This is a genomic window from Pseudomonas brassicacearum subsp. brassicacearum, from assembly GCF_008801605.1.
Taxonomy (GTDB): Bacteria; Pseudomonadota; Gammaproteobacteria; order Pseudomonadales; family Pseudomonadaceae; genus Aquipseudomonas; species Aquipseudomonas brassicacearum.
In genome coordinates, this window is the sequence record NZ_VZPJ01000001.1 from 864,326 (window position 1) to 887,040 (window position 22,715).

The window sequence follows — 22,715 nt, forward strand, 5'->3', positions numbered from 1 at the left end:
TCCCAGCATACCCATGCGCCTGCGTCGCGACCAGTCATGAAACCGCTGGTTACCTTAACGCGAGCGAGGCAGGACAAGGCTGCAACGGGCATTTCAAACAAGCGTATGTTTTTTCATTGACAGCTCACCGCCATCCCCATAACCTCGCCAAACCTTCAACGTACCGGGATGACGAGGACGTGGGCAGTATCTATCTGATTCGACATGGCCAGGCCTCCTTTGGTGCGGACGACTACGATGTCCTTTCACCCAATGGCGTGCGCCAGGCGCAAGTGCTCGGCGGTCACCTGGCGGAGCTCGGTGTCGTATTCGATCGCTGCCTCTCGGGTGACCTGCGTCGCCAACAGGATACCGCCATCGGTGCGCTGGGCCAGATGTCCGCCGCCGGGTTGCCGGTTCCCGAGCTGGAAATCGACGCCGCGTTCAACGAGTTCGATGCCGACGCGGTCATTCGCGCCCTGCTGCCGGACATGCTTCCCCAAGAGCCCGAGGCGCTGCATATCCTGCGCAACGCTGCGCAGAACCGCGCCGAATTCCAGCGCATCTTCGCACTGATCGTCGAACGCTGGCTCAGCGGCCAGTATGACCCGCCGGGCCTGGAAAGCTGGCTGGGTTTTGTCGAGCGGGTCCAGGCGGGCCTGCACCGCATCCTGGAGCAAGCCGACAACACCCATAAAATCGCCGTGTTCACCTCCGGCGGCACCATCACTGCCCTGCTCCACCTGATCACCCGGATACCGGCCCGACAGGCCTTCGAATTGAACTGGCAAATCGTCAACACCTCGCTCAACCACCTGAAATTCAGGGGCCGCGAGGTGGCCCTGGCTTCCTTCAACAGCCATGCCCACCTGCAACTGCTGAAGGCCCCGGACCTCATCACCTTTCGCTGAGTCCGGATTACTGTAGACCCTTGCTGTACCACCCAAATAAGGATCGAAACCATGACCTCCGTAGCCGACGCCGTACAAGCCATGAAAGCCAAGTTCAACCCAGCCGCCGCTGCCGGCCTGGACCTGGTATTCGGTTTCCGCATCGACGATACCAAGAACTTCTCGCTGGTCGTCAAGGACAGCACCTGCGAACTGCAGGAAGGTGAAAACCCGGACGCCCAGGTGACCCTGGTGATGGACGGCGAAACCCTGCAAGGCATCGTCGACGGCAGCACCGACGGCATGCAAGCGTTCATGGGCGGCAAGCTGCGCGCCGAAGGCGACATGATGCTGGCCATGAAACTGTCCGAGCTGTTCCCAGGCTGAGACTGCGCTCGCGTTCTTCGCGGGCCTTTGATTGCAGACGAATCCCGCCCCCGTGGCGGGATTCGTGTTTTTGCCCTCCCCTGATCCCGCGTTGCACTCACAACCTTGATCCCTGTCAGTTGTCGCTCTTCCCCCAGCCGCTAACGTAGCGCTTCCATCAAGCCAGGGACGGCTCATCGGGAGCCGGCGCCTGCTCATCTCACGGAAGAGACTCATGCCCACACTGAAGATCATTTTGCTGTCGAGTGCCTTCAACGGCCTGACCCAACGCGCCTGGCTGGATCTGCGCGAGGCCGGCTATCACCCCAGCGTCGTGCTGTTCACCGATCCGGCCTCGGTCTGCCGGCAAATCGAAGAAAGCGGCGCCCACCTGGTGATCTGCCCGTTCCTCAAGGACCGCGTACCCGAGCAGTTATGGCGCAACCCGCGGCGCCCGGTGGTGATCATTCATCCCGGAATTGTCGGCGACCGCGGCGCCAGCGCCCTGGACTGGGCGATCACTCGGCAGCCCGAACGCTGGGGTGTCACGGCGTTGCAGGCGGTAGAGGAAATGGACGCCGGGCCAGTCTGGGCCACTTGCGAATTCGACCTGCCCCAAGGCCTGCGCAAATCCGAGCTGTATAACGGCCCGGTCAGCGATGCGGCCATTCGTTGCATCCGCGAGGTCGTGGAAAAATACCTCGACGGTTTCATCCCGGTGCCACTGGACTATGACCGTCATGACGTGGTCGGACGCCTGCAACCGAACATGACCCAGGCCCATCGCACCTTCAGCTGGCACGACAGCACCGGCTTCATCAAACGCTGCATCGATGCCGCCGACGGTCAACCCGGAGTGCTGGCAAGCCTGGCCGGCGAGCAGTTTTACCTGTACGACGCCCATCCGGACGTTCGTCACGGCCTGCCCGGCGAACTGCTGGCCGTGCGTGACGATGCGGTGCTGGTGGCGACAGGGGATGCAAGCCTGTGGATCGGCGCCCTGCGCCGCAAGCCGCAGCCCGGCGAACAGACCTTCAAGCGTCCGGCGCGCCACGTATTGTCTAACCGGCTCGAAGGCGTCCCGATGCTCGACGGTTCCCTGGCTCGCCAGCCGTTCAGCGATGAGCCTTACCAACCCATTCGCTATCGGGAATGCGGCCATGTGGGAGAGCTGACGTTCGAGTTCTATAACGGGGCGATGAGCACTGAGCAATGCCAACGGCTGGTGGCGGCATTGCGCTGGGCCAAGTCCCGGGACACCCAGGTGCTGTTGGTCCGCGGCGGGCGCGGCAGCTTTTCCAACGGTGTGCACCTGAACGTTATCCAGGCCGCCGCCGAACCCGGCCTGGAGGCCTGGGCCAACATCCAGGCCATCGATGACGTTTGCCTTGAGTTGTTCAGCGCACGGCAACTGGTGGTCAGCGGCCTGACGGGTAACGCCGGGGCCGGCGGTGTGATGTTGGCTCTGGCGGCCGATATCGTGCTGGCGCGCCGTGACATCGTGCTCAACCCGCACTACGCGACCATGGGCCTGTACGGCTCCGAATACTGGACCTACAGCCTGCCCCGCGCGGTCGGCCCGGACATGGCCTGGAAACTCACCCAGGACTGCCTGCCGATCAGCGCCCTCCAGGCGTTGCGCTACGGCATGGTCCAGGAGATCGGACCACGCTGCCCCGACGAGTTCGGCCTGTGGCTGCTGCAGCGAGCCAACAGTGCGCTGCTCGATCCGAACTATGAAAGCATCCGGGTTCGCAAGGCCGAGCGGAGCCTGTCAGCGATCCAGGCGTGCCGCGATGGCGAACTCGCGCAGATGCGACATGACATGGTGGACAATCGCCACGGCTTCGCCGACAAGTGCCGTGGGTTCGTCTTCAAGCACAAGGCCTGCCGCACACCAGAACGCCTGGTCGCCCCTTGGGCGCGAACAGCACAGGCCCAAGCCGTCCAATAATGCCCGGTATCGGCGAGGCGCGGCAGCTCTTACAATGCCCGCTTCCCCCGTATCGGCCTGAACATGGACATCGACCTCGCCCGCACCTTCCTGGAAATCGTCCGCCACGGCAGCCTCGCTGCTGCGGCCGAAAAGCTGCACGTGACCCAGACGGCGATCACCGCCCGGGTGCAGAAGCTCGAAAGCCAGCTCGGCTGCGCGCTGTTCGTGCGCAACCGTGCCGGCGCGCGCTTGACCAGCGACGGCGAGGCGTTTGTGGTCTACGCCAACCAGCTCGTGCAGACCTGGGAAGCAGCCCGCCGGGACCTGCCACTGCCCGAGGGTTATCGCAACGTCTTGCACCTGGGAGGCGAGGTCAGCCTGTGCAATCCCTTGATGCTCGCCTGGGCCGGCGAACTGCGCCAGAAAATTCCCGGCCATGCCCTGCGCATGGACATCCGCGACGGCGAGAAACTGCTGCAACAGCTGGAGCTGGGGCTGCTGGACGCGGCGGTGGTGTATCAACCCGAATACTGGCCGCGCCTGCAGGTAGAACAGCTGCTGGAAGAAAAACTCATCCTGGTACGCCTGGCCGCCCGTCCCGAACCCTACGTGTACATCGACTGGAGTGCTGACTTCCGCCGCCAACACGACACCGCGCTACCGGACAAGGCCAAGGCCGCCGTGACCTTCAACCTCGGTCCCCTGGCCTTGCAGTACATCCTGGAAAACGGCGGCAGCGGTTACTTCCGCACCCGGGTCGTGCAGAGCTACCTGGACAGCGGCATCCTGGAACGGGTGCCCAAGGCACCGGAATTCAACTACCCCACTTACCTGGTCTACTCCCGCGATCGGGATTCAGCAGCGTTGCAGCAGGCATTCGAGGTGTTGCGAGAGATCGTCAAGACCGGCAGCGACTGGTCGCAGCGCTGGGATCCATTGACCTGAGTTTATGAGAGTGAGGGCCTCGCCCAAAAAGCCCTTCGCAACACGAAGGGCCTTCACAGGTTCGGTCCCGAGGCTAGCGCTGCATCTGAGCCACGATCTCGTCCTTGACCAGCAATCGCTTCTTCTTGAGCGTCTCCAAAGCATCGTCGGACAGCGCGCCGGAGGACGGTTTCTCGGCTTCGACCACCTCGGCATCAAGTTGGGAGTATTTTTGAATTAACGAGTCGAGCCTTGGATTCTCGCTGCGTTTTTGCTGGATGTGGTCTTTTGTGCATTTGAGATCCTGGCACAAATCGTGGGACACCGGCATGGAACACCTCCTTCGATGGGTCGGTGGCAGGCGCCCTTGCGGCACCCGTCGATTATCAGGATGGCCTCCTCGACAGGGTTCTGTCGACCGCCAATCCGACCAGCGGTGACCGTTCGTCGTACCGGATCGCTTGGCGATCAAACCTTTGCCTGTACCCCACCCTCCATTGCTCAGAGACGACAAGAGTCGCTCGTTCAACTTGTGTGGAGACTTACCTATGGACAGATTTACCCTGCGTCAACTCGGCCTGGCAGTTGCCCTGAGTACCAGCATGGGCATGGCATGGGCCGCGACTTCCAACGACTTTGTCGACAACGCGGCGGCCGGCGGCATTGCAGAAATCGAGACCAGCAAACTGGCCTTGGAAAAAAGCCAATCGGCGGACATCAAGGCGTTCGCCAACAAGATGATCACCGACCACACCAAGGCCAACGAAGAGCTGAAAGCCCTGGCGCAAAAACATGACATCGAAGTACCCGACGACACCACGCTGATGAAAAAAGCCAAGGCGAAGATTCTCGACGTACGCGATGAGTCTTTTGATGCGGCCTACGCCAACAACCAGGTCAAGGCCCACGAAGAAACCATCGCCCTGTTCAAGAAAGAAGCCGAAACCGTTACCGACGACAAGAAGGCTGGCAATACCGAACTCAAGGCGTTCGCCCAGAAGATGCTGCCGGATCTGCAACATCACCTGGATGCCGCCAAGAAACTTCAGGCTGCGCATCCAAGCAAGTAGAGCGAGACACTGCTCACCCAAGGAAAAACGGCGCCTCCCTTGGAAGGGAAGCGCCGTTTTCTCGAAGCGCCCCCCTGTGGGAGCGAGCTTGCTCGCGATAGCGGTGTTTCAGTCACAGGGATGGCGAATTTGCCACAGTCATCGCGAGCAAGCTCGCTCCCACAATGGCTCGGTGTCGCACATCCTTCAGGGGCTAGCCACCATCGGTGTCGATATCAGCGTCAGTATCCTCGCCAGATTTCGGCCGATCCGGTTCAGGCTTGAAGCCGGGACTGAAGGTGTTGTCATTGTCCTGATGATGATGCTTCTGATCGACCTCAGTGGCGCCGCTTTGGGCCTGGTCCGTTCCGGCAGGGCTGACTGGCTGGGCGCTCGCAGGCTTGTCCGGGACTTGGGGGTCGATGGCCGGATCGTTACGGGGGGACGGTGTCTGCGCCTGGCCTTGTTGCTGGGTGGTTGCGGGATCGTCGTTCATGGGCACCTCGTTCATGGCAGGGCCGGATGGATGACCGGTCTTGAACATTCGAAGGTGACGCGACGGCTTCGGTTCCATTTGTTTGCAGCGCCGCGATCAGCCGCCCAGCACACTCCTCACCATCCGGGTCAGCGCGTCCGGGCCGTAGGGTTTGCTCAATAAATGGGTATCGGGGCTCAGTTGATGGTTCCGGGAGATGATGTCCCGGGTGTGTCCCGAGGTGAACAGCACCGGAACCGGCGGGTTCTGCACCTTGGCCCAGGCGGCCAGGTCGGAACTCTTGATCAAGCCGGGCATGACCACGTCGGTGAAGATCAAGTCGACCGAGATGCCTTCCAGCAGCAGCTTCATCGCCTCATCACCGTTGGCGGCCGTGAGGGTCCGATAACCAGACTGTTCCAACAGTTCCACCGACGCGCTGCGCACCTCTTCGTTGTCCTCCACCACCAGGATCGTCTCTTGCCTGCCGGACTGAAGCACGTCGTGTTGCTCGGTTTCCCCCGCTTCGGGCGCAAGGCTTCGAGGGAAATACATCCGTACCCGCGTGCCCTCGCCCAGGTCGCTGGAGATCTCGATATGGCCGCCACTTTGCTTGACGAACCCGAACACCATGCTCAGTCCAAGCCCGGTGCCCTGGCCATCGGTCTTGGTGGTGAAAAACGGTTCGAACACCTGCTTCAGGATGTCGGGCGGCATGCCGGCACCGCGGTCGATCACCGACAGCCGGACGTAGTCGCCGGCCGGGATCCCCTTGCCGGCACAGAACGCTTCATCGAGTCCGATGTTCTCACCGATCAGGCGGATGGTGCCCTCGCCGCCCATGGCATCGCGAGCATTGATCGCCAGGTTCAACAGGGCGTTTTCCAGTTGATTGCGATCGACGTGGATGCACCAGGGCTCCTGGGGCAGGCTCACTTCAATCTGGATGGTTTCGCCCAAGGCCCGCTGCAGCAGTTCACCCATGCCATCGTAGATGCGTCGTGGGTTGTAGACCGCCGGTGACAATGGCTGGCGCCGGGCAAAAGCCAGCAACTGCGATGACAACTTGGCCCCCCGTTCCACGGCTTCGATGGAGGCACTGACCCGCCGTTGCACGTTGGCGTTGTCCCGCTCGTGGCGGGCCAGCAAGTGCAGATTGCCGGCAATCACTTGCAGCAGGTTGTTGAAGTCATGGGCCACGCCGCCAGTGAGACCGCCAATGGCCTCGAGCTTTTGCGACTGACGCAACTGCTCTTCTGCCGCCAGCCGCGCCTGCACCTCATCGGCGACCCGCTGTTCCAGGTCGCGGGTGAATTTGAGCAGCGAAGCTTCGGCTGTCTTGCGTTCATTGATGTCAATCAGCACACCTGGAAAACGCAGGGGCTTGCCCGTGGCATCGAATTCGCAGCGACCGCTGGCCAGCACCCACAGGTAATCACCGCCCACGCGGCGCACTCGATATTCAGCGCTGTAGGGGATGCCCGTGCGCAAGGTCAGTTCGACCCGCTGGTTGACCTCTTCGAGGTCATCGGCGTGGATGCGCTTGCGGGCAATTTCGATGGGCAGTGCGTCCAGCGAACAGTCTGGCGGGTAGTTGAAGGTACGGGCGAAACGCTCATCGCCCGACAGGGTGTCGGCCTGGATATCCCAGACGAACGACCCCAGCAATGGTCCGGCCGAGAGGGCCAACTGGATGCGCTCATTGACGGCCCGGTAACTGCGTTCGGCCTCTTGCCGGGCGCGCTCGGTCAACACGAGCTCGGTGGTCTCCACCACAATCGCCAGCACGCCCGCCGGGGACTGGTCGTCATCGGGCACCGGGCTGTAATAGAGGTCCATCCACACATCTTCAGGCTTGCCATCGCGCAGCAGGACCAACTCTTTGCTGCGGTAGGACAAGGTGCCGCCGGCCAGGCAGACGTCCAGCACATGCCGATTGAATTCGGCGACCTCCGGCCAACCCAACTCCACCGCGCACCCCAGCAGGTAGGGATGACGGCCACCGGCGAACTCGGCATAGGCATCGTTGTAGATCATGAAGCCCTGGCGGCCCCACAACATTACCATCGGCAAGGGCGAAGCCAGCAACAACTGAACGGCACTGCGCAGGCTGGCGGACCAGTGCTCGATGGCGCCCAACTCGGTCCGGCTCCAATCGAACGCCCGGATACGCCCGGCCATTTCACCGCCCCATCCAGGGCACCCGTGATTTTGGGATAGAAACTGCATGGTCGATTCTGAACCTCAAAATGCCTGCAGGGAGTCGGCATTACACAAATCCCTTGCGATCAGTGCTTCGAGCGCTGGGTTGGCGTTTGGTTTCATGGGAGGATCCTGTTTGCGGATTCAGCGGAAATCACGGCTATGCACCTGGATACCCGCCAACAACTCGGTCAGGTCGCTCAGGCGCCCGGCGATCAAGTGGCGGACCTCGCCGACGCTTTCCCAGCGCCCGTCGACCCTGAGCAATTGCGAGCCCACCAAGGTCTTGCGCTGGCGTTCGGCCAAGTCGCGCCAGACCACCACGTTGAGGTTGCCGAATTCATCTTCCAGGGTGACGAAGGTTACACCGCTGGCCGTGCCCGGGCGTTGGCGGCCGGTGACCAACCCGGCGACGCTGACATTGCGCCCATGCTCCACATCCTGCAACTCCCGTGAACTGCGGCAGCGGCGGGCACGCAGTTCGGGACGCAGCAGGGCCAGTGGATGAGGGCCCAGTGTCGTGCCGAGCGTGGTGTAATCGGCAAACAGGTTTTCCCCCAGCGTGGGTTTTGGCAGGGCCACGGGTGGTTCCTCCTGACTGGGCAAACCGGCGAACAAGCCCAGTTGCTTCTGCACCCCGGCCACTTCCCAGCGGGCACGATGGCGATCACCGGCCAAACCCTGCAAGGCACCGGCGTCGGCCAGTTGCGCCTGGGCCCGGGCATCGAGCTGCGCGCGCTCGCCCAAGTCGGCCACGTCGCTGAAGGGCCGATGCCGGCGGGCCGCTTCGATACGGCGGGCATCCTCTTCGCGAAAGCCCTTGACCATGCGCAGCCCCATGCGAATCGCCGGTTGTCGGTCTTCCATGGGCTCGAGGCTGCAATCCCAATCGCTGGCACGCACGTCCACCGGGCGGATCGACAGTTGATGCCGGCGGGCATCCTGGAGGATCTGGTCCGGGCTGTAGAACCCCATGGGCCAACTGTTGATCAGGGCACAGGCGAACGCCGCCGGTTCGTGGCATTTGAGCCAACTGCTGGCGTAGGTCAGCAAGGCGAAACTGGCGGCATGGGATTCGGGAAAACCGTAATTGCCGAAGCCTTTGATCTGTTCGAAGATTTGCGCGGCGAATTCAGCGGTGTAGCCGTTTTTCTTCATCCCCTGCGCCAGGCGTTCCCGATGGGGCTCCAACCCACCGTGACGTTTCCAGGCAGCCATGGAGCGACGCAATTGGTCTGCTTCACCCGGGGTGTAATCGGCCGCAACGATGGCGATCTGCATGACCTGCTCCTGGAACAAGGGAACACCCAGGGTGCGGTTGAGCACTTGCTTCAACGCTTCAGAGGGATAAGTCACCGCCTCTTCTTTGTTTCTGCGCCGCAGGTACGGATGCACCATCCCACCCTGGATCGGCCCGGGCCGTACAATCGCCACTTCGATGACCAAATCGTAGAACGTCTTGGGCCTCAGCCGGGGCAACATCGACATCTGCGCCCGGGACTCGATCTGGAACACACCGATAGTATCGGCGCGGCTGATCATTTCGTAGGTCGCTCGATCATTCTGGGGCAGCGACGCCAGGGCGTAGCGCTGGCCCCGGTAGTGCTCGATCAAATCGAAACAGCGACGAATCGCACTGAGCATGCCCAGGGCCAGGATGTCCACCTTGAGCAGCCCGACCGCATCCAGGTCGTCCTTGTCCCACTGGATGATGGTGCGTTCGGCCATGGCGGCGTTTTCCACCGGCACCAGGGTGTCCAGGGGCTGCTCGGAAATCACGAAGCCGCCAGGGTGCTGGGACAAATGCCGAGGGAAACCGATCAATTGCCGGGTCAGGCTCAGGACCCGGCGCAACACCGGGCTGTCCGGGTCGAAGCCGCCTTCACGCAGGCGCTCCACTGGCGGCGCCTCGTCGCTCCAGCGGCCACAGCAATCGGCCAGGGCGCTGACCTGGTCCGGCGGCAGCCCCAGGGCCTTGGCCACATCGCGCACCGCGCCGGCGCCGTGGTAACTGCTGACCACCGCCGTCAATGCCGCACGATGACGACCGTAGCGCCGGAACACGTACTGCAGCACTTCCTCGCGACGATCGTGTTCAAAATCGACGTCAATGTCCGGCGGCTCGTTGCGCTCCCGGGACAGGAAGCGTTCAAACAACAGGCTGGTAAGGCTGGGGTCGATTTCGGTGATACCCAGGGCGTAGCACACTGCCGAGTTGGCCGCCGAACCACGCCCCTGGCAAAGGATATGGCGGCTGCGGGCGAAGCTGACGATGTCCTGTACGGTGAGGAAATAACTGTCATAGCCCAGCTCGGCGATCAGGCTCAGCTCCTTGTCGATCTGTGCCCGCACTTTGTCTGTCGCGCCATCCTTCCACCGCTCGCGCATGCCGCGCTCAGTCAGTTCCCGCAGCCAGGACGCCGGGTCATGCCCCTCGGGCACCAGCTCGCGGGGGTATTGGTAACGCAGTTGGCCAAGATCGAAGGTGCAGCGCCGGGCGATGTTCAGGGTTTCGTCGAGCAAGGCCCGCGGGTAGAGATCGGCCAGATCCTTGCGGCTGCGCAGGTGGTGCTCGCCGTTGGGGTGCAGGCGCTGGCCAGCCTCGGCCACCGTGACGTGGTGGCGGATGGCGGTCATGGTGTCCTGCAGGGCACGACGGCCGCGCACGTGCATGTGCACATCGCCACTGGCCACAACTGGAAGATCCAAGCGCTCGGCCAGCGCCAACGAGTCTGCCAACCGACGGCGGTCGTCCTGTCCACAATGCAACTGGACCGTCAGCCACAGGCGCCCGGCAAAGATCGACTGGAGCCAACGGCCATGTTCCTCGGCGTCTTTGCCCTCGGCTATCCACAACGCCAGCAGCCCCGACAAGGGCTGGTCGAAGTCCTCTCGCACAATGCGATAGTGACCCTTCTCGCTGCGACGTCGGGCGCGGGTGATCAGCCGGCACAAGGCTTGATAGCCCTCCAGGTTTTCCACCAGCAACACCAGCTTCGGGCCGTTCTCGACCTGGATTTCGCTGCCGACGATCAGTTGCAGTTCCAGTTCCTTGGCCGCCTGCCAGGCCCGGACGATTCCAGCCAGTGTGCATTCATCGGTGATCGCCAGGGCCTGGTAGCCCTCTTGCCTGGCCCGACGACACAGCTCCAGGGCACTGGAGGCGCCGCGTTGGAAGCTGAAGTTCGACAGGCAATGCAGCTCTGCATACTCGACGCTCATGCGAACCAGCCCTGCAGCCACAACGGCCCGCCCTCGCCCACCGTTCGATAGGCCCAGCCACGTTGTCCGCTGCGGGTTTCGATCAGGTAGTAGTCACGGCGTACGTCGGCGCCGTCCCACCAACCGGTCTCGATGCGTTCCGGGCCCATGAGGATTCGCGCCTGGCTGTCCTGCAGCAGCTGGGCTTCATTCAGCAGCCAGCCGGGACGCTGCACGCCAGCGCGCACCGGACAGGCCTGGGGCCGGGGTTGCGGTGTCATTTGCCAGGCGCATTCAGGTCGATGGTCATCGCGAAACCCCAGGCCCTGCACCGCGTCATCCCCCAGCCGCGCCCGCAGGCGTTCGCGCAGTTGCTCCCAGGGCAAGGACTGTTGCGGGCGCTCGTCGAACAGCTCCAGGCGCTGGGGCACGAAACTCGGCAGGTCCTCGGCACACAAGCGAAAACCCCGCACTGGGGCCGCGACCTGCACCTGTTCCAAGCGACCGCGGGCCAGTTCGAAGAGCATCGCAGGGTCCCGTTCGGCGCTGAGCAAGCCGACCTTGATCAGCGTGTCCGGCAAACCGGCGTGCTCCAGGTGCAGGTCGAAGCGCTGCACGCCGCTGTCGCGACCGCACAGGAAGGCCGACAAGTCACCGGTCAGCCGGCGCAACGGAAACAGCAGCGCCTGATGGGACTGAACGTCGTAGTTGAGTTCGATGCGCACATCGAAACGGTCTGGCGGCAGGTAGAACGACAGCGCCAGGGTGCGACTGCCCGTCAGCGCGTCGAGGTGCTTGAGCACCTGGGCCTCGAAGCGCCGAGCCAGGGTCTGCCGGGGCAAGGCCTGGACCTGGCTCAGACGGCGCAGGCCCATGCGCGACAGCGCCGTGGCGACCTCGGGTTCCAGGCCGATCCGCTCCACGGGCATGTCTCCCAGGCATTGTTGCAAGGTCTCGGCGTCGGGCACCACCAGGGCGTCATAGGCATTGGCCAACACCCGCGCCGCCACCGGATTGGGCGCGGCGACGATGCGATGACGAAAACCCAGCTCGGTCAGCTCGGTCCGCAAGCGCGCCTCGAACACCGGCCAGGGGCCAAACAGGCCCAGGCTCGACTCGATCTCGAACAGCAGCGTACGCGGGTAATGCACGCTGACCTGGGAGCTGAAACGGTAGGCCCAGGCCGCCAGGAACTGTTGCCAGTGTTCGATTTGCGCCGCGTCGTATTCGGCGGTGGCAAAGCCTTTGCTCAAGGCCTGGGCGGCGGTCATGGTCTGGCCGGGACGCAAGCCCAGGGCCCGTGCCGGCGCATTCACCGCTTGCAGCACCCGACGCTGTGCCGGACCGGTCAGCAATGCCAGGGGCTGGTCGGGATCGGGGCGCTGACGCAGCGCGGCGTCCAGCGCCAATTGCGGGAAGAGAATACAGACCCAGCGCATCGCAACCTCAATGCCCGGTTTGTGGGGCGAGCGTGGCAAAGGCAATCGGCGCCGAACGAGCCACCCCGCCGCGGCATTTGAGCACGCGCAACTGCGCCGGCCGGGTATCGATGGCGATGCGCAGCGCCGCCGGCGACGGGTTGATGGCCTCCTGGATCGAGCGCCAGGCGAATGCCAGGGTCTGGCCGGTTTCCGCCGCCACTTGCAAACGGCGCAAGGCCCGGTCGTCCGCCTGGCGGGGCCAGCACAGGACCGCGCCACAACTGCCCGAACGCAAGCACTGTTCGGTGGCCCACAAGGCATCGCGCTCATCGGCGCGGATCACCGACAACTGTTGCAGGTCGACGCCAGCGTTCTGCCAGGCCTGGGGATAGGGCACGAACGGTGGCGCCACCAGCACGATCCGCTCCCCCGCCGCCGACAGCCGCGCCAGGGTCGGCCACACCAGTTGCAACTCACCCACGCCCGGCGCGGCGATAAGCAGTTCCGTCAACGCCGCCTCCGGCCAGCCACCACTGGGCAACGCCGCATCCAGCGCCGCATGGCCGGTGGGTTGCGGGCTGGCGGCTGGCGGCGCAGGCCGCCCCTTCCAGACCTGGCCGCCGTTGAACAGCGTGTCCAGCGCAACGACGGCGCCCATCAGCCTTGCCTCACCAAGCCACAGAACACCCCTTCTATCGCCAGGTCCTGATCGGCCTCGACGATGATCGGCTGGTAGGCCGGGTTGCGCGGCAACAAACGCACCCGCTCGCCAATGCGCTCGAAGCGCTTGATGGTGACTTCACCGTCCAGACGCGCCACGACAATCTGGCCGTTGGCGGCCTGCGGTGTGCGCTGCACGCCCACCAGGTCACCGTCGAGAATGCCGTCCTCGATCATCGAATCGCCCTGGACCCGCAGCAGGTAATCCGGCGCCTTGGTAAAAATCGCCGGGTCCAGCATCAGGCGGCTGTGGACCTCGGCATCGGCACCAATCGGCAGCCCGGCGGCCACTCGCCCCAGCACCGGCACGTCCAGCAACTCGGGTCGTGGTGGCTGGTTCAGCAAGCGAATGCCCCGGGCCTGGTGCGGATTGACCTCGATGAAACCGGCTTCGGTCAGCGCCAGCACATGCTTGCGCGCCACACTGCGGGAGGCAAAACCAAACGCCTCGCTGATTTCAGCGAGGCTGGGAGGCTGGCCCTGATCGGCGATGCGTTCGCGGATGAAAGTCAGGATGGCGGTACGGCGGGGAGTGAGAGTCGTCATGGAGTACATTTGTACTCTTTAAGGATTTTTCTGACAAGCGCCGCCAGTCAGTTCACAGCGGGAGCAATCTCTGGCCACAGGTATCAACACTTTTCCTCAAGTGAACAGCATTACCTTGTGGGAGCGAGCCTGCTCGCGAAGGCATCAGGCCATTCGACATCCATGGAGGCTGACCCACCGCCATCGCGAGCAAGCTTTGCTCCCACAGTTGGATCGAGGTACGGCTGCAGAACCAGGCCGACTGTCAGGTCGCTTCCCACACGGCTTGAGAAATACTGTTTGGACATATCCTTAGAGCCGGGCGTCGGCGCTCTCGTTGCGAAATGCGCTCGGGCTCATGCCTGTCCAGCGTCGGAACGCCCGGCGAAAACTGCGCACATCGCTATAGCCGACTTCTTCAGTGATGCGCTCGATGGACAGTCCAGGGTTGGCCAACAGGTTCAGGGTCCGGCCACGGCGCACTTGTTCGAGCAAGGCCTCGAAGGTCAGGTTGTGTTCGGTCAGGCGCCGACGCAGAGTGCGGCTGCTCATGTTGAGATCGCTGGCGATTTTCTCGATATGGCTGCCCCGGGTCAGGTCCCGGGCAATCGCCCGTTCCACGGTCTGGATCAGATCGATTTTCTGGTGTACCTCGGTGGCCTCCTGCTCCAGCAAGGCCAATGCCTGGCGCAGGGCCAACGGGTGGTGATTGGGCAAACGCATATCCAGCCAGCGCACGTCGATCAGCATGCGATTGTGTCGGCAACCGAAGTGCACATCCGGTCCCAAAATCCGCTGGTATTGCTGGGCATAGGACGGCGCGGCGTGCATGAACTCCACGGCCTGGGGCTTGAAGTCGGGCCCCGCCAGCGCCCGGCCATAGACCATCAGGCTGGCGAAGAACTCTTCCACGGCAAACACCTGGATCTCGGCGAAAGGCAGGCGGCAGATCGCCTCGACCATGATCCGGTCAGTGGCTTCTTCGACGCTGGCCACGGCGATGCCGCCGCTAGTGTGCTGGTAACGGACGCCCAGGGCGAAGGCATCGCGCAGGGTTTCGCACAGCGATAAGACGTGGCCCAACAGGCCGAGGGTGCCAAGCACGTTGCGGTCGCCCACCCACAACCCCAGCCCCTGGTCGGGTAACAGCTTGAGCGCCCGTTGAATCATGACCACGGCCTGGCGGTAGGAAATGCGCTGGGCGGGATCTTGCAGATCATCGAGGCCGAACCCCAGGCCGCGACACAGGCTGGCGGCATCGAAGCCTTTGTCCGCCACCACTTCGGCCAGGGTCTGCAGCAGGAATGGCGATACCAGCGCCAATTCATAGGTCGGGTCGATGACTTTCATCTGCATGGGGCGGGTTCCGGAGCACGTTAGGTGGCGTTTTTGTAACCGGTTGTTTCACAAAGTTAGCATGCCCCAGCGGATCGAGGGGCACAAAAATCTGGCCGCCCAAGTCCCCTGTATGGCCGCCAATACCCTGCCCTGTTGGCGGCGAACGGCTTATTTGTATGGCTCGGACTTTCGGTGCATCACCAACAATAATAATGAGCCCCCACATGAACCCGATCCGCACGACACTCGCCTTGCAATTGACCCTCGGCCTGGCCTGCGCCAGTGCCTTGCCGGCCCTGGCTACCGAAGCCGGGGTCGACAACATCGGCCCCGGTACAGATGGCTTCTTCATGCTGCCGCTGGAGGTCGACAGCCTTCCGGACAACATGGTTGCGTTCAACGTCTACTACAACCACTACAAGGCCCGGAAGCTCAACATCAGTTCGTTGGGCGGCGAAGTGCCGAATGTCGAAATCGAATCCACGGCGGTGATCCCGCGCATCGATTACTTGAGCCCGTTGCGGGTGGCCGGTGGGCGCCTGGGGATCTACATCGCCCAGCCGTGGCTCAAGCAGGAAGTCTCGGTGTTCGGCCTGCATGACACCCGCGAGGGCATGGGCGACACCACGATTTCGCCCATCGTGCTCTGGGACATGGGCAAGAATCTGACCCTGGCCGCGGCGGTGGAAATCACCGTGCCGACCGGCGAATACAGCACTGATCGACTGGCCAATACCAGCAACAATTTCTACACCTACAAGCCGCTGTTTTCCTTCACCTGGCTGCCCACGGAAAACACCGAGGTGTCGATGAAAACCACCTACAGCTTCAACCGCAAGAACAAGGACACCGACTACCGTTCGGGGCAGATTTTCCACTTCGATTATTCCGCCAGCTACCGCCTGACCGACAACGTGATGCTGGGGCTCAACGGCTACTACCTCAAACAGACCACCGACGACAAACAGTACGGCCGCACCGTGCAATTCGCCGGGCAGGACGTCGACGATGGTGTGCGCGGCCAGGTCTTCGCCATCGGCCCGGCGCTGCACCTGACCTTCCTCAAGTACGCCAGCGCCGAAATCCGCTGGGCCAAGGAATTTGCAGTGGAGAACCGCACCGAGGGCGAAATGCTCTGGGCCAAGGTCAGTATTCCGTTTGCGTTTTGAATGGATGCAGCCATACCGCTTGTTTTGTCATAAGACCGAGTCGCCTGCTTCGCGAGCAGGCTCGCTCCCACAGGTTCTTCCTTCAGCTCAAACCCAGAATCGATGAAAGATGCCCATTGAGGAACTTGCCGCTGGGGTCCAGCGCCTGACGCACCTCGGTGAATTCCGTCCAGCGCGGGTACAGCGCCTGGAGCGCCTTGGCGTTCAGGGAATGCAATTTCCCCCAATGCGGACGACCCTGGTATTTCCAGAAGATCGGCTCGATGGCGGCAAAGAAATTGTGATGGTCCATCTGGTAATGCTGGTGCACCGAGATCGAGCAACTGTCCCGGCCTTCAAACATGCTCAAGGCAATGTCGTCGGCCTTCACGTAGCGGTATTCGATGGGAAACCAGGTGCGCAGGTCCTTGTCGCGGATCAGCGCCAGAATCTCCCGCAGGCACGCCGGTCCGTGTTCGGCCGGCACCGAGTACTCCATCTCGTTGAAGCGCACGGTGCGAGCGTTGGCATAGATGTCATGGGAGTCACCGACCCGGTCGTCGAAATCGGCCACCAGCCGCAGGCTGTTGAGCAGCGCTCGCCGGATCGCTGGAAAGTCGCTGCCGTACTTGTCGAGGTTTTCGATCAGGCTGACGAATTCGTTGCCACCCTCCTCCTCGGGGCTGATCGGCGGCGTGGCCGGATCGGTGGTTTCGTTCAGGGCGATCGACAACGCATAGTCGGAATGGGTGACGACCTGCATTTCCCAGTGCTGGTTGTCCCGGGTGTTGGTGTCCACGTCTTCGAGCAACTCCTCGGTTTTCGCCACCCATTGGTGCTCGCGCAAGCGATAGGCGGCGCGGTTCTGCAGGCGCACGCGGGTCACCAGCCCCAGCGCGCCAAGGGACACCCGAGCGGCCTTGAACACTTCAGGATGACGCTGGGCATCACAATCGAGGACCGCGCCGCTGGCCGTCACCAGTTGCAGGCCGACCACTTGGGACGCGTACGAGCCGAAGGCCTTGCCAGTGCCGTGGGTCGAGGTGGCGATGGCACCGGCCAGGGTCTGGTAATCCACGTCGGCCATGTTCGGCAGTGCCTGGCCGATGGCCTTGAGCGCCGGGCCCATGCGGGACATGGGCGTGCCGCCGCCGAACTCGGCTTGCAGGCTGGCTGCATCATGAGCCAACAGGCCGCTGAAAAAACTCAGCGACAACAAGGTGCCGTCAGTGGGCACCAGGGCACTGAAGGAATGCCCGGAACCCACCGGACGAATCCGCCCTTCGGCGCGTCTCACCACGCTCACCAGTTCATCGAGGTCCTTGGGGGCCAGGCGCGCCGCCGGCAGGCAACTCTGCGCACCGGACCAGTTGCGCCATGGAATCAGCCGCGGCGCGCGCATCAGCTCGGCCAGGGCGCCCTGGCTGCCCAGGGCCGTAAAGGCTGCGACAACACCGGCCTGTTGCAGCAACCGGCGCCGTGAGGAGTCCATCGTCATGCCGTAGTACCCGTAGTTATTATTGGAAGTGTTGGCCGGACATGAAGGCGATCAGGGCCAGGAACTGCTCTTCGGAACAGTGCATGCACAGGCCCATCGGCGGCATGCCGTTGTAGCCGTTGATCGCGTGGTCCAGCAGGGTGTCGGCGCCCTGGGCCACCCGTGGCGCCCAGGCGTTCGTATCGCCGGTCAACGGCGCCCCGGCAGCGGGGTTGGCGTGGCAGAGCTTGCAGCTGCTGTCGTAGACCTGGGCCAGCGCCGCATCGCTGGGCATGGCCGTGAACACCGTGGGCGCGGGCGGCTTGGCCTCTTCGCCGCACCCTGTGAGCAGGGTGCCGAGCAGCACGATGAAGGCTGAGTGGAACACGGTTGAAGGCGTGGTAGCCGGCATAGAGGCCCTCTCGGCGGCGCTTTTGTTGTGGGTCAACACTAAGGCACGCCACTGCATCGGCTTGAGGTCATTGGGGGCCATAAAAGGGGGCTTGGGCGGCCAGGACATATGCACCCTGGCGAGGGAGCTTGCTCAGGGCAACAGCAGCCCCTGCTCACGCTCGCACAACTGCACCACGTAATCCCACAGCACCCGCAATCGCACGGATTTGTGCAGTTCGCGACGAGTGCTGATCCAGTAACTGCGGCGGATGGTTTCGTCCGGCAGCAACGGCACCAGCGTCGGGTCGCCGCTGGCCATGTAGCAAGGCAGCACGGCGATCCCCAGGCCCGAGCGCGCGGCCTGTTGCTGAGCGATGACGCTGGTGCTGTGGAACACCACCCGAGGGTTGCGGCAGAAGCTGTTGAGGAACATCAGTTCCTGGCTGAACAGCAGGTCATCGACATACCCGATCCAGGCGTGGCGGGCCAGGTCCTCGCGGCTGCGCAGTGCTGGCGAGCGGTCCAGGTAGGCCTGGCTGGCGTACAGCGCCAGGCTGTAGTCGGTGAGTTTGCGGGTGACCAGCAGGTCGGCCGCCGGGCGTTCGAGGTGAATGCTGATTTCCGCCTCACGGTTGAGGATGCTGACAAAGCGCGGCACCGCCACCAGTTCCACTTCCAGCCCCGGATAACGCTGGAACAGCCCGTCCATGCGACTGGCGAGGAACATGATGCCCAGCCCTTCGGTCACCCCCAGGCGGATCTTGCCCAGGGGCGCACTGGATTGGGTGATGTCCTCCTGGGCCAGCAACGCCACGTTTTCCATGGCTTCGGCGTGCTTGAGCAGCGTCTCGCCGGCCGGGGTCAGTTCATAGCCCTGGGCATGCTGGACAAACAGCGCGGAGCCCAGGCTTTTTTCGATGGCCTCGATGTGCCGGGCCACGGTGGCGTGGGTGGTGTTCAGCCGCCGTGCAGCCGTCAGCAGACGTCCGCTGCGTTGCAGCTCCAGGAAATAACGCAGGTCATTCCAGTCGAACATGAAGCGATCCTTGAACGCGCCTGAAGGCATGACTGTTTATAAACGCACAGCCGCTGCGCAAAAACTAACATTCTTTTGACGAAAACTAACAACTAGGATGGATCCCACAAAAACAAGAATGAGGTCGCGAATGCAACCTGTCGTCGATGAATACGATTACGTGATCGTGGGCGCCGGCCCTGCCGGATGCCTGCTGGCCAATCGGCTGTCGGCCAATCCGCAACACCGGGTGCTGCTGCTCGAAGCCGGTGGGCGCGACAACTATCCGTGGATTCACATCCCGGTCGGCTACCTGTTCTGCATCGGCAACCCACGCACCGACTGGTGCTTCAAGACCGAAGCACAACCAGGCCTGCAAGGGCGCGCCCTGAGCTACCCTCGCGGCAAGGTCCTGGGTGGCTGCTCCTCCATCAACGGCATGATCTACATGCGCGGCCAGGCGACGGACTACGACAGCTGGGCCGCCGAGGGCAATTCCGGCTGGGCCTGGAACGATGTGCTGCCGCTGTTCCGCCAGAGTGAAAACCACTTTGCCGGCGCGTCCGAATTCCACGGCGCCGCTGGGGAATGGCGGGTCGAACGCCAGCGCTTGTCATGGCCGATTCTCGATGCCTTCCGCAGCGCCGCCGAACAGAGCGGCATCCCCAACGTCGACGACTTCAACAGCGGCGACAACGAAGGCTGCGGCTACTTCCAGGTCAACCAGAAAGCCGGGGTACGCTGGAACGCGGCCAAGGCGTTTCTCAAGCCGATTCGCCACCGCGCCAACCTCACGGTATTGACCGACGTCGAGGTCGACCGCGTGTTGCTGCGTGACGACCGCGCCCACGCCGTCAGCGCGCGCTGGCAAGGCAAGGGCATGACCTTCAAGGCCCGCAAGGAAATTGTCCTGTGCGCCGGAGCCGTTGGCTCGCCGGGCATCCTGCAACGTTCCGGGATCGGCTCGCGCAACCTGCTGCAACGCCTGGGCATCGGTGTGACCCATGAACTGCCCGGTGTCGGCGGCAACTTGCAGGACCACCTGCAACTGCGGCTGATCTACCAGTTGGAAAACGCCCGCACCCTGAACCAGATCGCCGGCACCCTGTGGGGCAAGATGGGCATGGGCCTGCGCTACCTGTACGACCGCAGCGGCCCACTGTCCATGGCCCCCAGCCAACTCGGTGCATTCGCCCGCTCGGGCCCGGAACAGGCCTCGGCCAACCTCGAATACCACGTACAACCGTTGTCCCTGGAACGCTTCGGCGAACCGCTGCACAGCTTCCCGGCGTTCACCGCATCGGTCTGCGACCTGCGCCCGCAAAGCCGTGGCCGGGTGGACATTCGTTCGCCCGACCCGCACGAAGCACCGCTGATCCAACCCAATTACCTGAGCCATCCCGAAGACTTGCGGGTCGCCGCCGACGCCATCCGCCTGACCCGACGCATCGTCGTGGCCCCGGCCCTGAGCGCGTTCAAACCGGTGGAATACCTGCCGGGCCCCAGCCTGCAAACCGAAGAGGAGCTGCACCAGGCCGCAGCCCGGATTGGCACGACGATTTTCCACCCGGTCGGCACGTGCCGCATGGGCCAGGATCGCGACGCGGTGGTGGATGCGCAACTGCGTGTCCACGGCATCAAGGGCCTGCGCATCGCCGACGCCTCGATCATGCCGCGCATCACCTCGGGCAACACCTGCTCGCCGACCTTGATGATTGCCGAGAAGGCGGCGCAGATGATGCTTGAGGCAGACACAAGAATCACCACGCCCCAGAAGGAGCCGGCCACGGTCTGAAAAACAGCAGAGCCCCCCTGTGGGAGCGAGCTTGCTCGCGATAGCGGTCTGTCTGCCACGCATAGGTTGAATGTGCCGCCGCTATCGCGAGCAAGCTCGCTCCCACAAGGGGATGGGTCGATTCAAGGAAAGTGTGTCAAATCAGGAGACGCCACCCCGGCGTCGCAGTGGAACAACAAAAACAATCACTGTGAGGGATACCGCTATGTCCGAGCATGTTCAGTCCCTGGAAGCCACGCGCAGCGTCGGCACCAGCCAGGAAACCCAGAAAGTCATCTTCGCCTCGTCCTTGGGGACGGTGTTCGAGTGGTACGACTTTTTCCTCTATGGCGCCCTGGCGGCGGTGATCAGCAAGCAGTTCTTTGCCGGGGTCAACGACACCACCGCGTTCATTTTCGCCCTGATGGCGTTCGCCGCCGGCTTCATCGTGCGGCCATTCGGGGCACTGGTGTTCGGCCGGCTGGGGGACATGATCGGGCGCAAATACACCTTCCTGGCGACCATCATCCTCATGGGCCTGGCGACGTTCTGCGTCGGCCTGCTGCCCAACTACGCCAGCATCGGCATCGCCGCGCCGATCATCCTGGTGGTGTTGCGCATGCTCCAGGGCCTGGCCCTGGGCGGTGAGTACGGTGGCGCGGCGACCTACGTTGCCGAGCACGCGCCAATGGGCAAGCGCGGTTTTCATACCAGCTGGATTCAGTCCACCGCTACCCTCGGGCTGTTGCTGTCGCTGCTGGTGGTGCTGGGCTGTCGCTACTTCACCGGCGATCAGTTCGAAGTCTGGGGCTGGCGCATTCCGTTCCTGCTGTCGATCCTGCTGCTGGGCATCTCCACCTGGATTCGCCTGAGCCTGCATGAGTCGCCGGCCTTCCTGAAAATGAAAGAAGAAGGCAAGTGCTGCAAGGCGCCGATCCGCGAATCCTTCGGCAAATGGGAGAATCTCAAGGTGGTGCTGATCGCCCTGTTCAGCATCAACGCCGGGCAAGCGGTGACCTTCTATGCCGCGCAGTTCTACGTGCTGTTTTTCCTCACCCAGTTCCTGAAGATGGACCCGGCCCTGGCCAACAGCTTGCTGATTGTCAGCGTGGTGATCGGCGCACCGTTCTTCATCTTTTTCGGCTGGCTGTCGGACAAGGTCGGGCGCAAACCGGTGCTGATGATCGGCCTGCTGCTGGCCACCGCGCTGTACTTCCCGATCTTCAAGACCCTGGCCCACTACGCCAACCCGGCCATCGACCAGGCGAGCCGCCAGGCACCGATCACCGTGATCGCCGACCCGGCAACCTGTACCTTCCAGTTCGACCCGGTGGGCAAGGCGCGTTTCGACAGCCCTTGCGACAAGGTCAAGACCTTCCTGGTCAAGCAAGGCCTGCCCTACAGCAGCGTCGCGGCCCCGGCCGGCAGCACGGTGCAGGTCAGCGTCGGTGACGTGAAACTCGAAGGTTACGACGAAGCCGCCCTGCGCGGCGCCGTGACCCTGGCAGGCTACCCGCAACAGGCCGATACCCAGCAGATCAACCGGCCGATGATCGTGGCCTTGATCGTGGCGCTGATCATCATCTCCGCGATGTGCTACGGACCGCTGGCAGCGTTGATGGTCGAACTGTTCCCGACCCGCATTCGCTACACCTCCATGTCCCTGCCCTATCACATCGGCAACGGTTGGTTCGGCGGCTTCCTGCCCACCGTCTCGTTCGCCCTGGTGGTCTACACCGGGGATATTTTCTATGGGCTGTGGTACCCGGTGGTGATCACCGGGGTGAGCCTGGTGGTGGGCATGATCTGCCTGCGGGAAACCCGGAACGTGGACCTGGATAAAAACTGAGGACGAAACCGTGGCGAGGGCACTGGCGCCCTC

19 protein-coding genes are annotated in these 22,715 nt (G+C 63.2%); 8 read left to right on the forward strand and 11 right to left on the reverse strand.

Features of this window, described 5'->3' with window-relative positions:
• The first annotated feature begins 179 nt into the window (after positions 1 to 179).
• The 4 genes from F7R20_RS03785 (at position 180) to F7R20_RS03800 (ending at position 4,116) form a co-directional block, all read left to right on the forward strand.
• On the forward strand, positions 180 to 890 hold the full coding sequence (locus F7R20_RS03785; RefSeq protein WP_003200182.1) for a histidine phosphatase family protein: 711 nt from the start codon (positions 180 to 182) through the stop codon (positions 888 to 890).
• A gap of 51 nt (positions 891 to 941) precedes the next feature.
• Positions 942 to 1,256 (forward strand): SCP2 sterol-binding domain-containing protein, encoded by a 315-nt coding sequence (locus tag F7R20_RS03790; protein ID WP_003200180.1) that lies wholly within the window; start codon positions 942 to 944, stop codon positions 1,254 to 1,256.
• 214 nt (positions 1,257 to 1,470) lie between these two features.
• On the forward strand, positions 1,471 to 3,189 hold the full coding sequence (locus tag F7R20_RS03795) for a hydrogenase maturation protein (RefSeq protein WP_003200178.1): 1,719 nt from the start codon (positions 1,471 to 1,473) through the stop codon (positions 3,187 to 3,189).
• A 63-nt stretch (positions 3,190 to 3,252) separates the two neighbouring features.
• Positions 3,253 to 4,116, forward strand: a complete 864-nt coding sequence (locus tag F7R20_RS03800; protein WP_003200177.1) for a LysR family transcriptional regulator — start codon at positions 3,253 to 3,255, stop codon at positions 4,114 to 4,116.
• 73 nt (positions 4,117 to 4,189) lie between these two features.
• On the opposite strand, the gene F7R20_RS03805 is transcribed toward F7R20_RS03800, so the two are convergent.
• Entirely contained in the window at positions 4,190 to 4,426 is a 237-nt protein-coding gene (locus tag F7R20_RS03805; RefSeq protein ID WP_003200175.1) for a YdcH family protein, read from the reverse strand.
• A 217-nt stretch (positions 4,427 to 4,643) separates the two neighbouring features.
• Between F7R20_RS03805 and F7R20_RS03810 the strand changes: the two genes are divergently transcribed.
• Positions 4,644 to 5,165 (forward strand): DUF4142 domain-containing protein, encoded by a 522-nt coding sequence (locus F7R20_RS03810; RefSeq protein ID WP_003200174.1) that lies wholly within the window; start codon positions 4,644 to 4,646, stop codon positions 5,163 to 5,165.
• A 193-nt stretch (positions 5,166 to 5,358) separates the two neighbouring features.
• Here the strand turns inward: F7R20_RS03810 and F7R20_RS03815 are convergent, their stop codons facing one another.
• The 7 genes from F7R20_RS03815 to F7R20_RS03845 all read right to left on the reverse strand — a co-directional run bounded on the left by F7R20_RS03815 (position 5,359) and on the right by F7R20_RS03845 (position 15,044).
• Positions 5,359 to 5,640: a hypothetical protein gene (locus F7R20_RS03815; protein ID WP_027912559.1), complete on the reverse strand. Its 282-nt coding sequence runs from the start codon at positions 5,638 to 5,640 to the stop codon at positions 5,359 to 5,361.
• 96 nt (positions 5,641 to 5,736) lie between these two features.
• Positions 5,737 to 7,848: a PAS domain-containing hybrid sensor histidine kinase/response regulator gene (locus F7R20_RS03820; protein WP_003200170.1), complete on the reverse strand. Its 2,112-nt coding sequence runs from the start codon at positions 7,846 to 7,848 to the stop codon at positions 5,737 to 5,739.
• A gap of 117 nt (positions 7,849 to 7,965) precedes the next feature.
• Complete coding sequence (locus F7R20_RS03825) at positions 7,966 to 11,064, reverse strand: error-prone DNA polymerase (protein ID WP_197675458.1); 3,099 nt, start codon at positions 11,062 to 11,064, stop codon at positions 7,966 to 7,968.
• Positions 11,040 to 12,461, reverse strand: coding sequence for a Y-family DNA polymerase (locus F7R20_RS03830; protein WP_003200166.1), 1,422 nt, complete (start codon positions 12,459 to 12,461; stop codon positions 11,040 to 11,042). Before F7R20_RS03830 ends, F7R20_RS03825 begins: the two co-directional genes overlap by 25 nt.
• Positions 12,462 to 12,468: 7 nt before the next feature.
• Entirely contained in the window at positions 12,469 to 13,101 is a 633-nt protein-coding gene (gene imuA, locus F7R20_RS03835) for a translesion DNA synthesis-associated protein ImuA (protein WP_003200164.1), read from the reverse strand.
• Positions 13,101 to 13,718 (reverse strand): transcriptional repressor LexA, encoded by a 618-nt coding sequence (gene lexA / locus F7R20_RS03840; RefSeq protein WP_013692700.1) that lies wholly within the window; start codon positions 13,716 to 13,718, stop codon positions 13,101 to 13,103. Before lexA ends, imuA begins: the two co-directional genes overlap by 1 nt.
• Before the next feature lie 282 nt (positions 13,719 to 14,000).
• Entirely contained in the window at positions 14,001 to 15,044 is a 1,044-nt protein-coding gene (locus F7R20_RS03845; RefSeq protein WP_003200160.1) for an AraC family transcriptional regulator, read from the reverse strand.
• Between the two features lie 206 nt (positions 15,045 to 15,250).
• Here F7R20_RS03845 and F7R20_RS03850 point away from each other — a divergent pair, with 206 nt between their 5' ends.
• Complete coding sequence (locus F7R20_RS03850; protein ID WP_003200158.1) at positions 15,251 to 16,195, forward strand: SphA family protein; 945 nt, start codon at positions 15,251 to 15,253, stop codon at positions 16,193 to 16,195.
• An 82-nt stretch (positions 16,196 to 16,277) separates the two neighbouring features.
• Here the strand turns inward: F7R20_RS03850 and F7R20_RS03855 are convergent, their stop codons facing one another.
• From F7R20_RS03855 to F7R20_RS03865, 3 genes are all read right to left on the reverse strand, one after another.
• On the reverse strand, positions 16,278 to 17,576 hold the full coding sequence (locus tag F7R20_RS03855) for a D-arabinono-1,4-lactone oxidase (RefSeq protein WP_161796648.1): 1,299 nt from the start codon (positions 17,574 to 17,576) through the stop codon (positions 16,278 to 16,280).
• 115 nt (positions 17,577 to 17,691) lie between these two features.
• Positions 17,692 to 18,063 carry a c-type cytochrome gene (locus F7R20_RS03860; RefSeq protein ID WP_003200154.1) on the reverse strand — a complete coding sequence of 124 codons (372 nt, stop codon included), beginning with the start codon at positions 18,061 to 18,063 and terminating at the stop codon, positions 17,692 to 17,694.
• 132 nt (positions 18,064 to 18,195) lie between these two features.
• Complete coding sequence (locus F7R20_RS03865; protein ID WP_003200152.1) at positions 18,196 to 19,080, reverse strand: LysR family transcriptional regulator; 885 nt, start codon at positions 19,078 to 19,080, stop codon at positions 18,196 to 18,198.
• Positions 19,081 to 19,210: 130 nt separating this feature from the next.
• Between F7R20_RS03865 and F7R20_RS03870 the strand changes: the two genes are divergently transcribed.
• Both F7R20_RS03870 and F7R20_RS03875 read left to right on the forward strand, forming a co-directional pair.
• A complete protein-coding gene (locus F7R20_RS03870; protein ID WP_003200150.1) occupies positions 19,211 to 20,854 on the forward strand; it encodes a GMC family oxidoreductase in 1,644 nt (547 codons plus the stop codon).
• A gap of 205 nt (positions 20,855 to 21,059) precedes the next feature.
• Positions 21,060 to 22,682 carry an MFS transporter gene (locus tag F7R20_RS03875; RefSeq protein ID WP_003200149.1) on the forward strand — a complete coding sequence of 541 codons (1,623 nt, stop codon included), beginning with the start codon at positions 21,060 to 21,062 and terminating at the stop codon, positions 22,680 to 22,682.
• The last annotated feature ends 33 nt before the right edge of the window (positions 22,683 to 22,715 follow it).

Coding starts and splice junctions, on each gene's coding strand:
- F7R20_RS03790 (WP_003200180.1), top strand. CDS start 942: ATGACCTCCGTAGCCGACGCCGTACAAGCCATGAAAGCCAAGTTCAAC.
- F7R20_RS03795 (WP_003200178.1), top strand. CDS start 1,471: ATGCCCACACTGAAGATCATTTTGCTGTCGAGTGCCTTCAACGGCCTG.
- F7R20_RS03800 (WP_003200177.1), top strand. CDS start 3,253: ATGGACATCGACCTCGCCCGCACCTTCCTGGAAATCGTCCGCCACGGC.
- F7R20_RS03805 (WP_003200175.1), bottom strand. CDS start 4,426: ATGCCGGTGTCCCACGATTTGTGCCAGGATCTCAAATGCACAAAAGAC.
- F7R20_RS03810 (WP_003200174.1), top strand. CDS start 4,644: ATGGACAGATTTACCCTGCGTCAACTCGGCCTGGCAGTTGCCCTGAGT.
- F7R20_RS03815 (WP_027912559.1), bottom strand. CDS start 5,640: ATGAACGACGATCCCGCAACCACCCAGCAACAAGGCCAGGCGCAGACA.
- F7R20_RS03820 (WP_003200170.1), bottom strand. CDS start 7,848: ATGCAGTTTCTATCCCAAAATCACGGGTGCCCTGGATGGGGCGGTGAA.
- F7R20_RS03830 (WP_003200166.1), bottom strand. CDS start 12,461: ATGCGCTGGGTCTGTATTCTCTTCCCGCAATTGGCGCTGGACGCCGCG.
- imuA (WP_003200164.1), bottom strand. CDS start 13,101: ATGGGCGCCGTCGTTGCGCTGGACACGCTGTTCAACGGCGGCCAGGTC.
- lexA (WP_013692700.1), bottom strand. CDS start 13,718: ATGTACTCCATGACGACTCTCACTCCCCGCCGTACCGCCATCCTGACT.
- F7R20_RS03845 (WP_003200160.1), bottom strand. CDS start 15,044: ATGCAGATGAAAGTCATCGACCCGACCTATGAATTGGCGCTGGTATCG.
- F7R20_RS03850 (WP_003200158.1), top strand. CDS start 15,251: ATGAACCCGATCCGCACGACACTCGCCTTGCAATTGACCCTCGGCCTG.
- F7R20_RS03855 (WP_161796648.1), bottom strand. CDS start 17,576: ATGCGCGCGCCGCGGCTGATTCCATGGCGCAACTGGTCCGGTGCGCAG.
- F7R20_RS03860 (WP_003200154.1), bottom strand. CDS start 18,063: ATGCCGGCTACCACGCCTTCAACCGTGTTCCACTCAGCCTTCATCGTG.
- F7R20_RS03865 (WP_003200152.1), bottom strand. CDS start 19,080: ATGTTCGACTGGAATGACCTGCGTTATTTCCTGGAGCTGCAACGCAGC.
- F7R20_RS03870 (WP_003200150.1), top strand. CDS start 19,211: ATGCAACCTGTCGTCGATGAATACGATTACGTGATCGTGGGCGCCGGC.
- F7R20_RS03875 (WP_003200149.1), top strand. CDS start 21,060: ATGTCCGAGCATGTTCAGTCCCTGGAAGCCACGCGCAGCGTCGGCACC.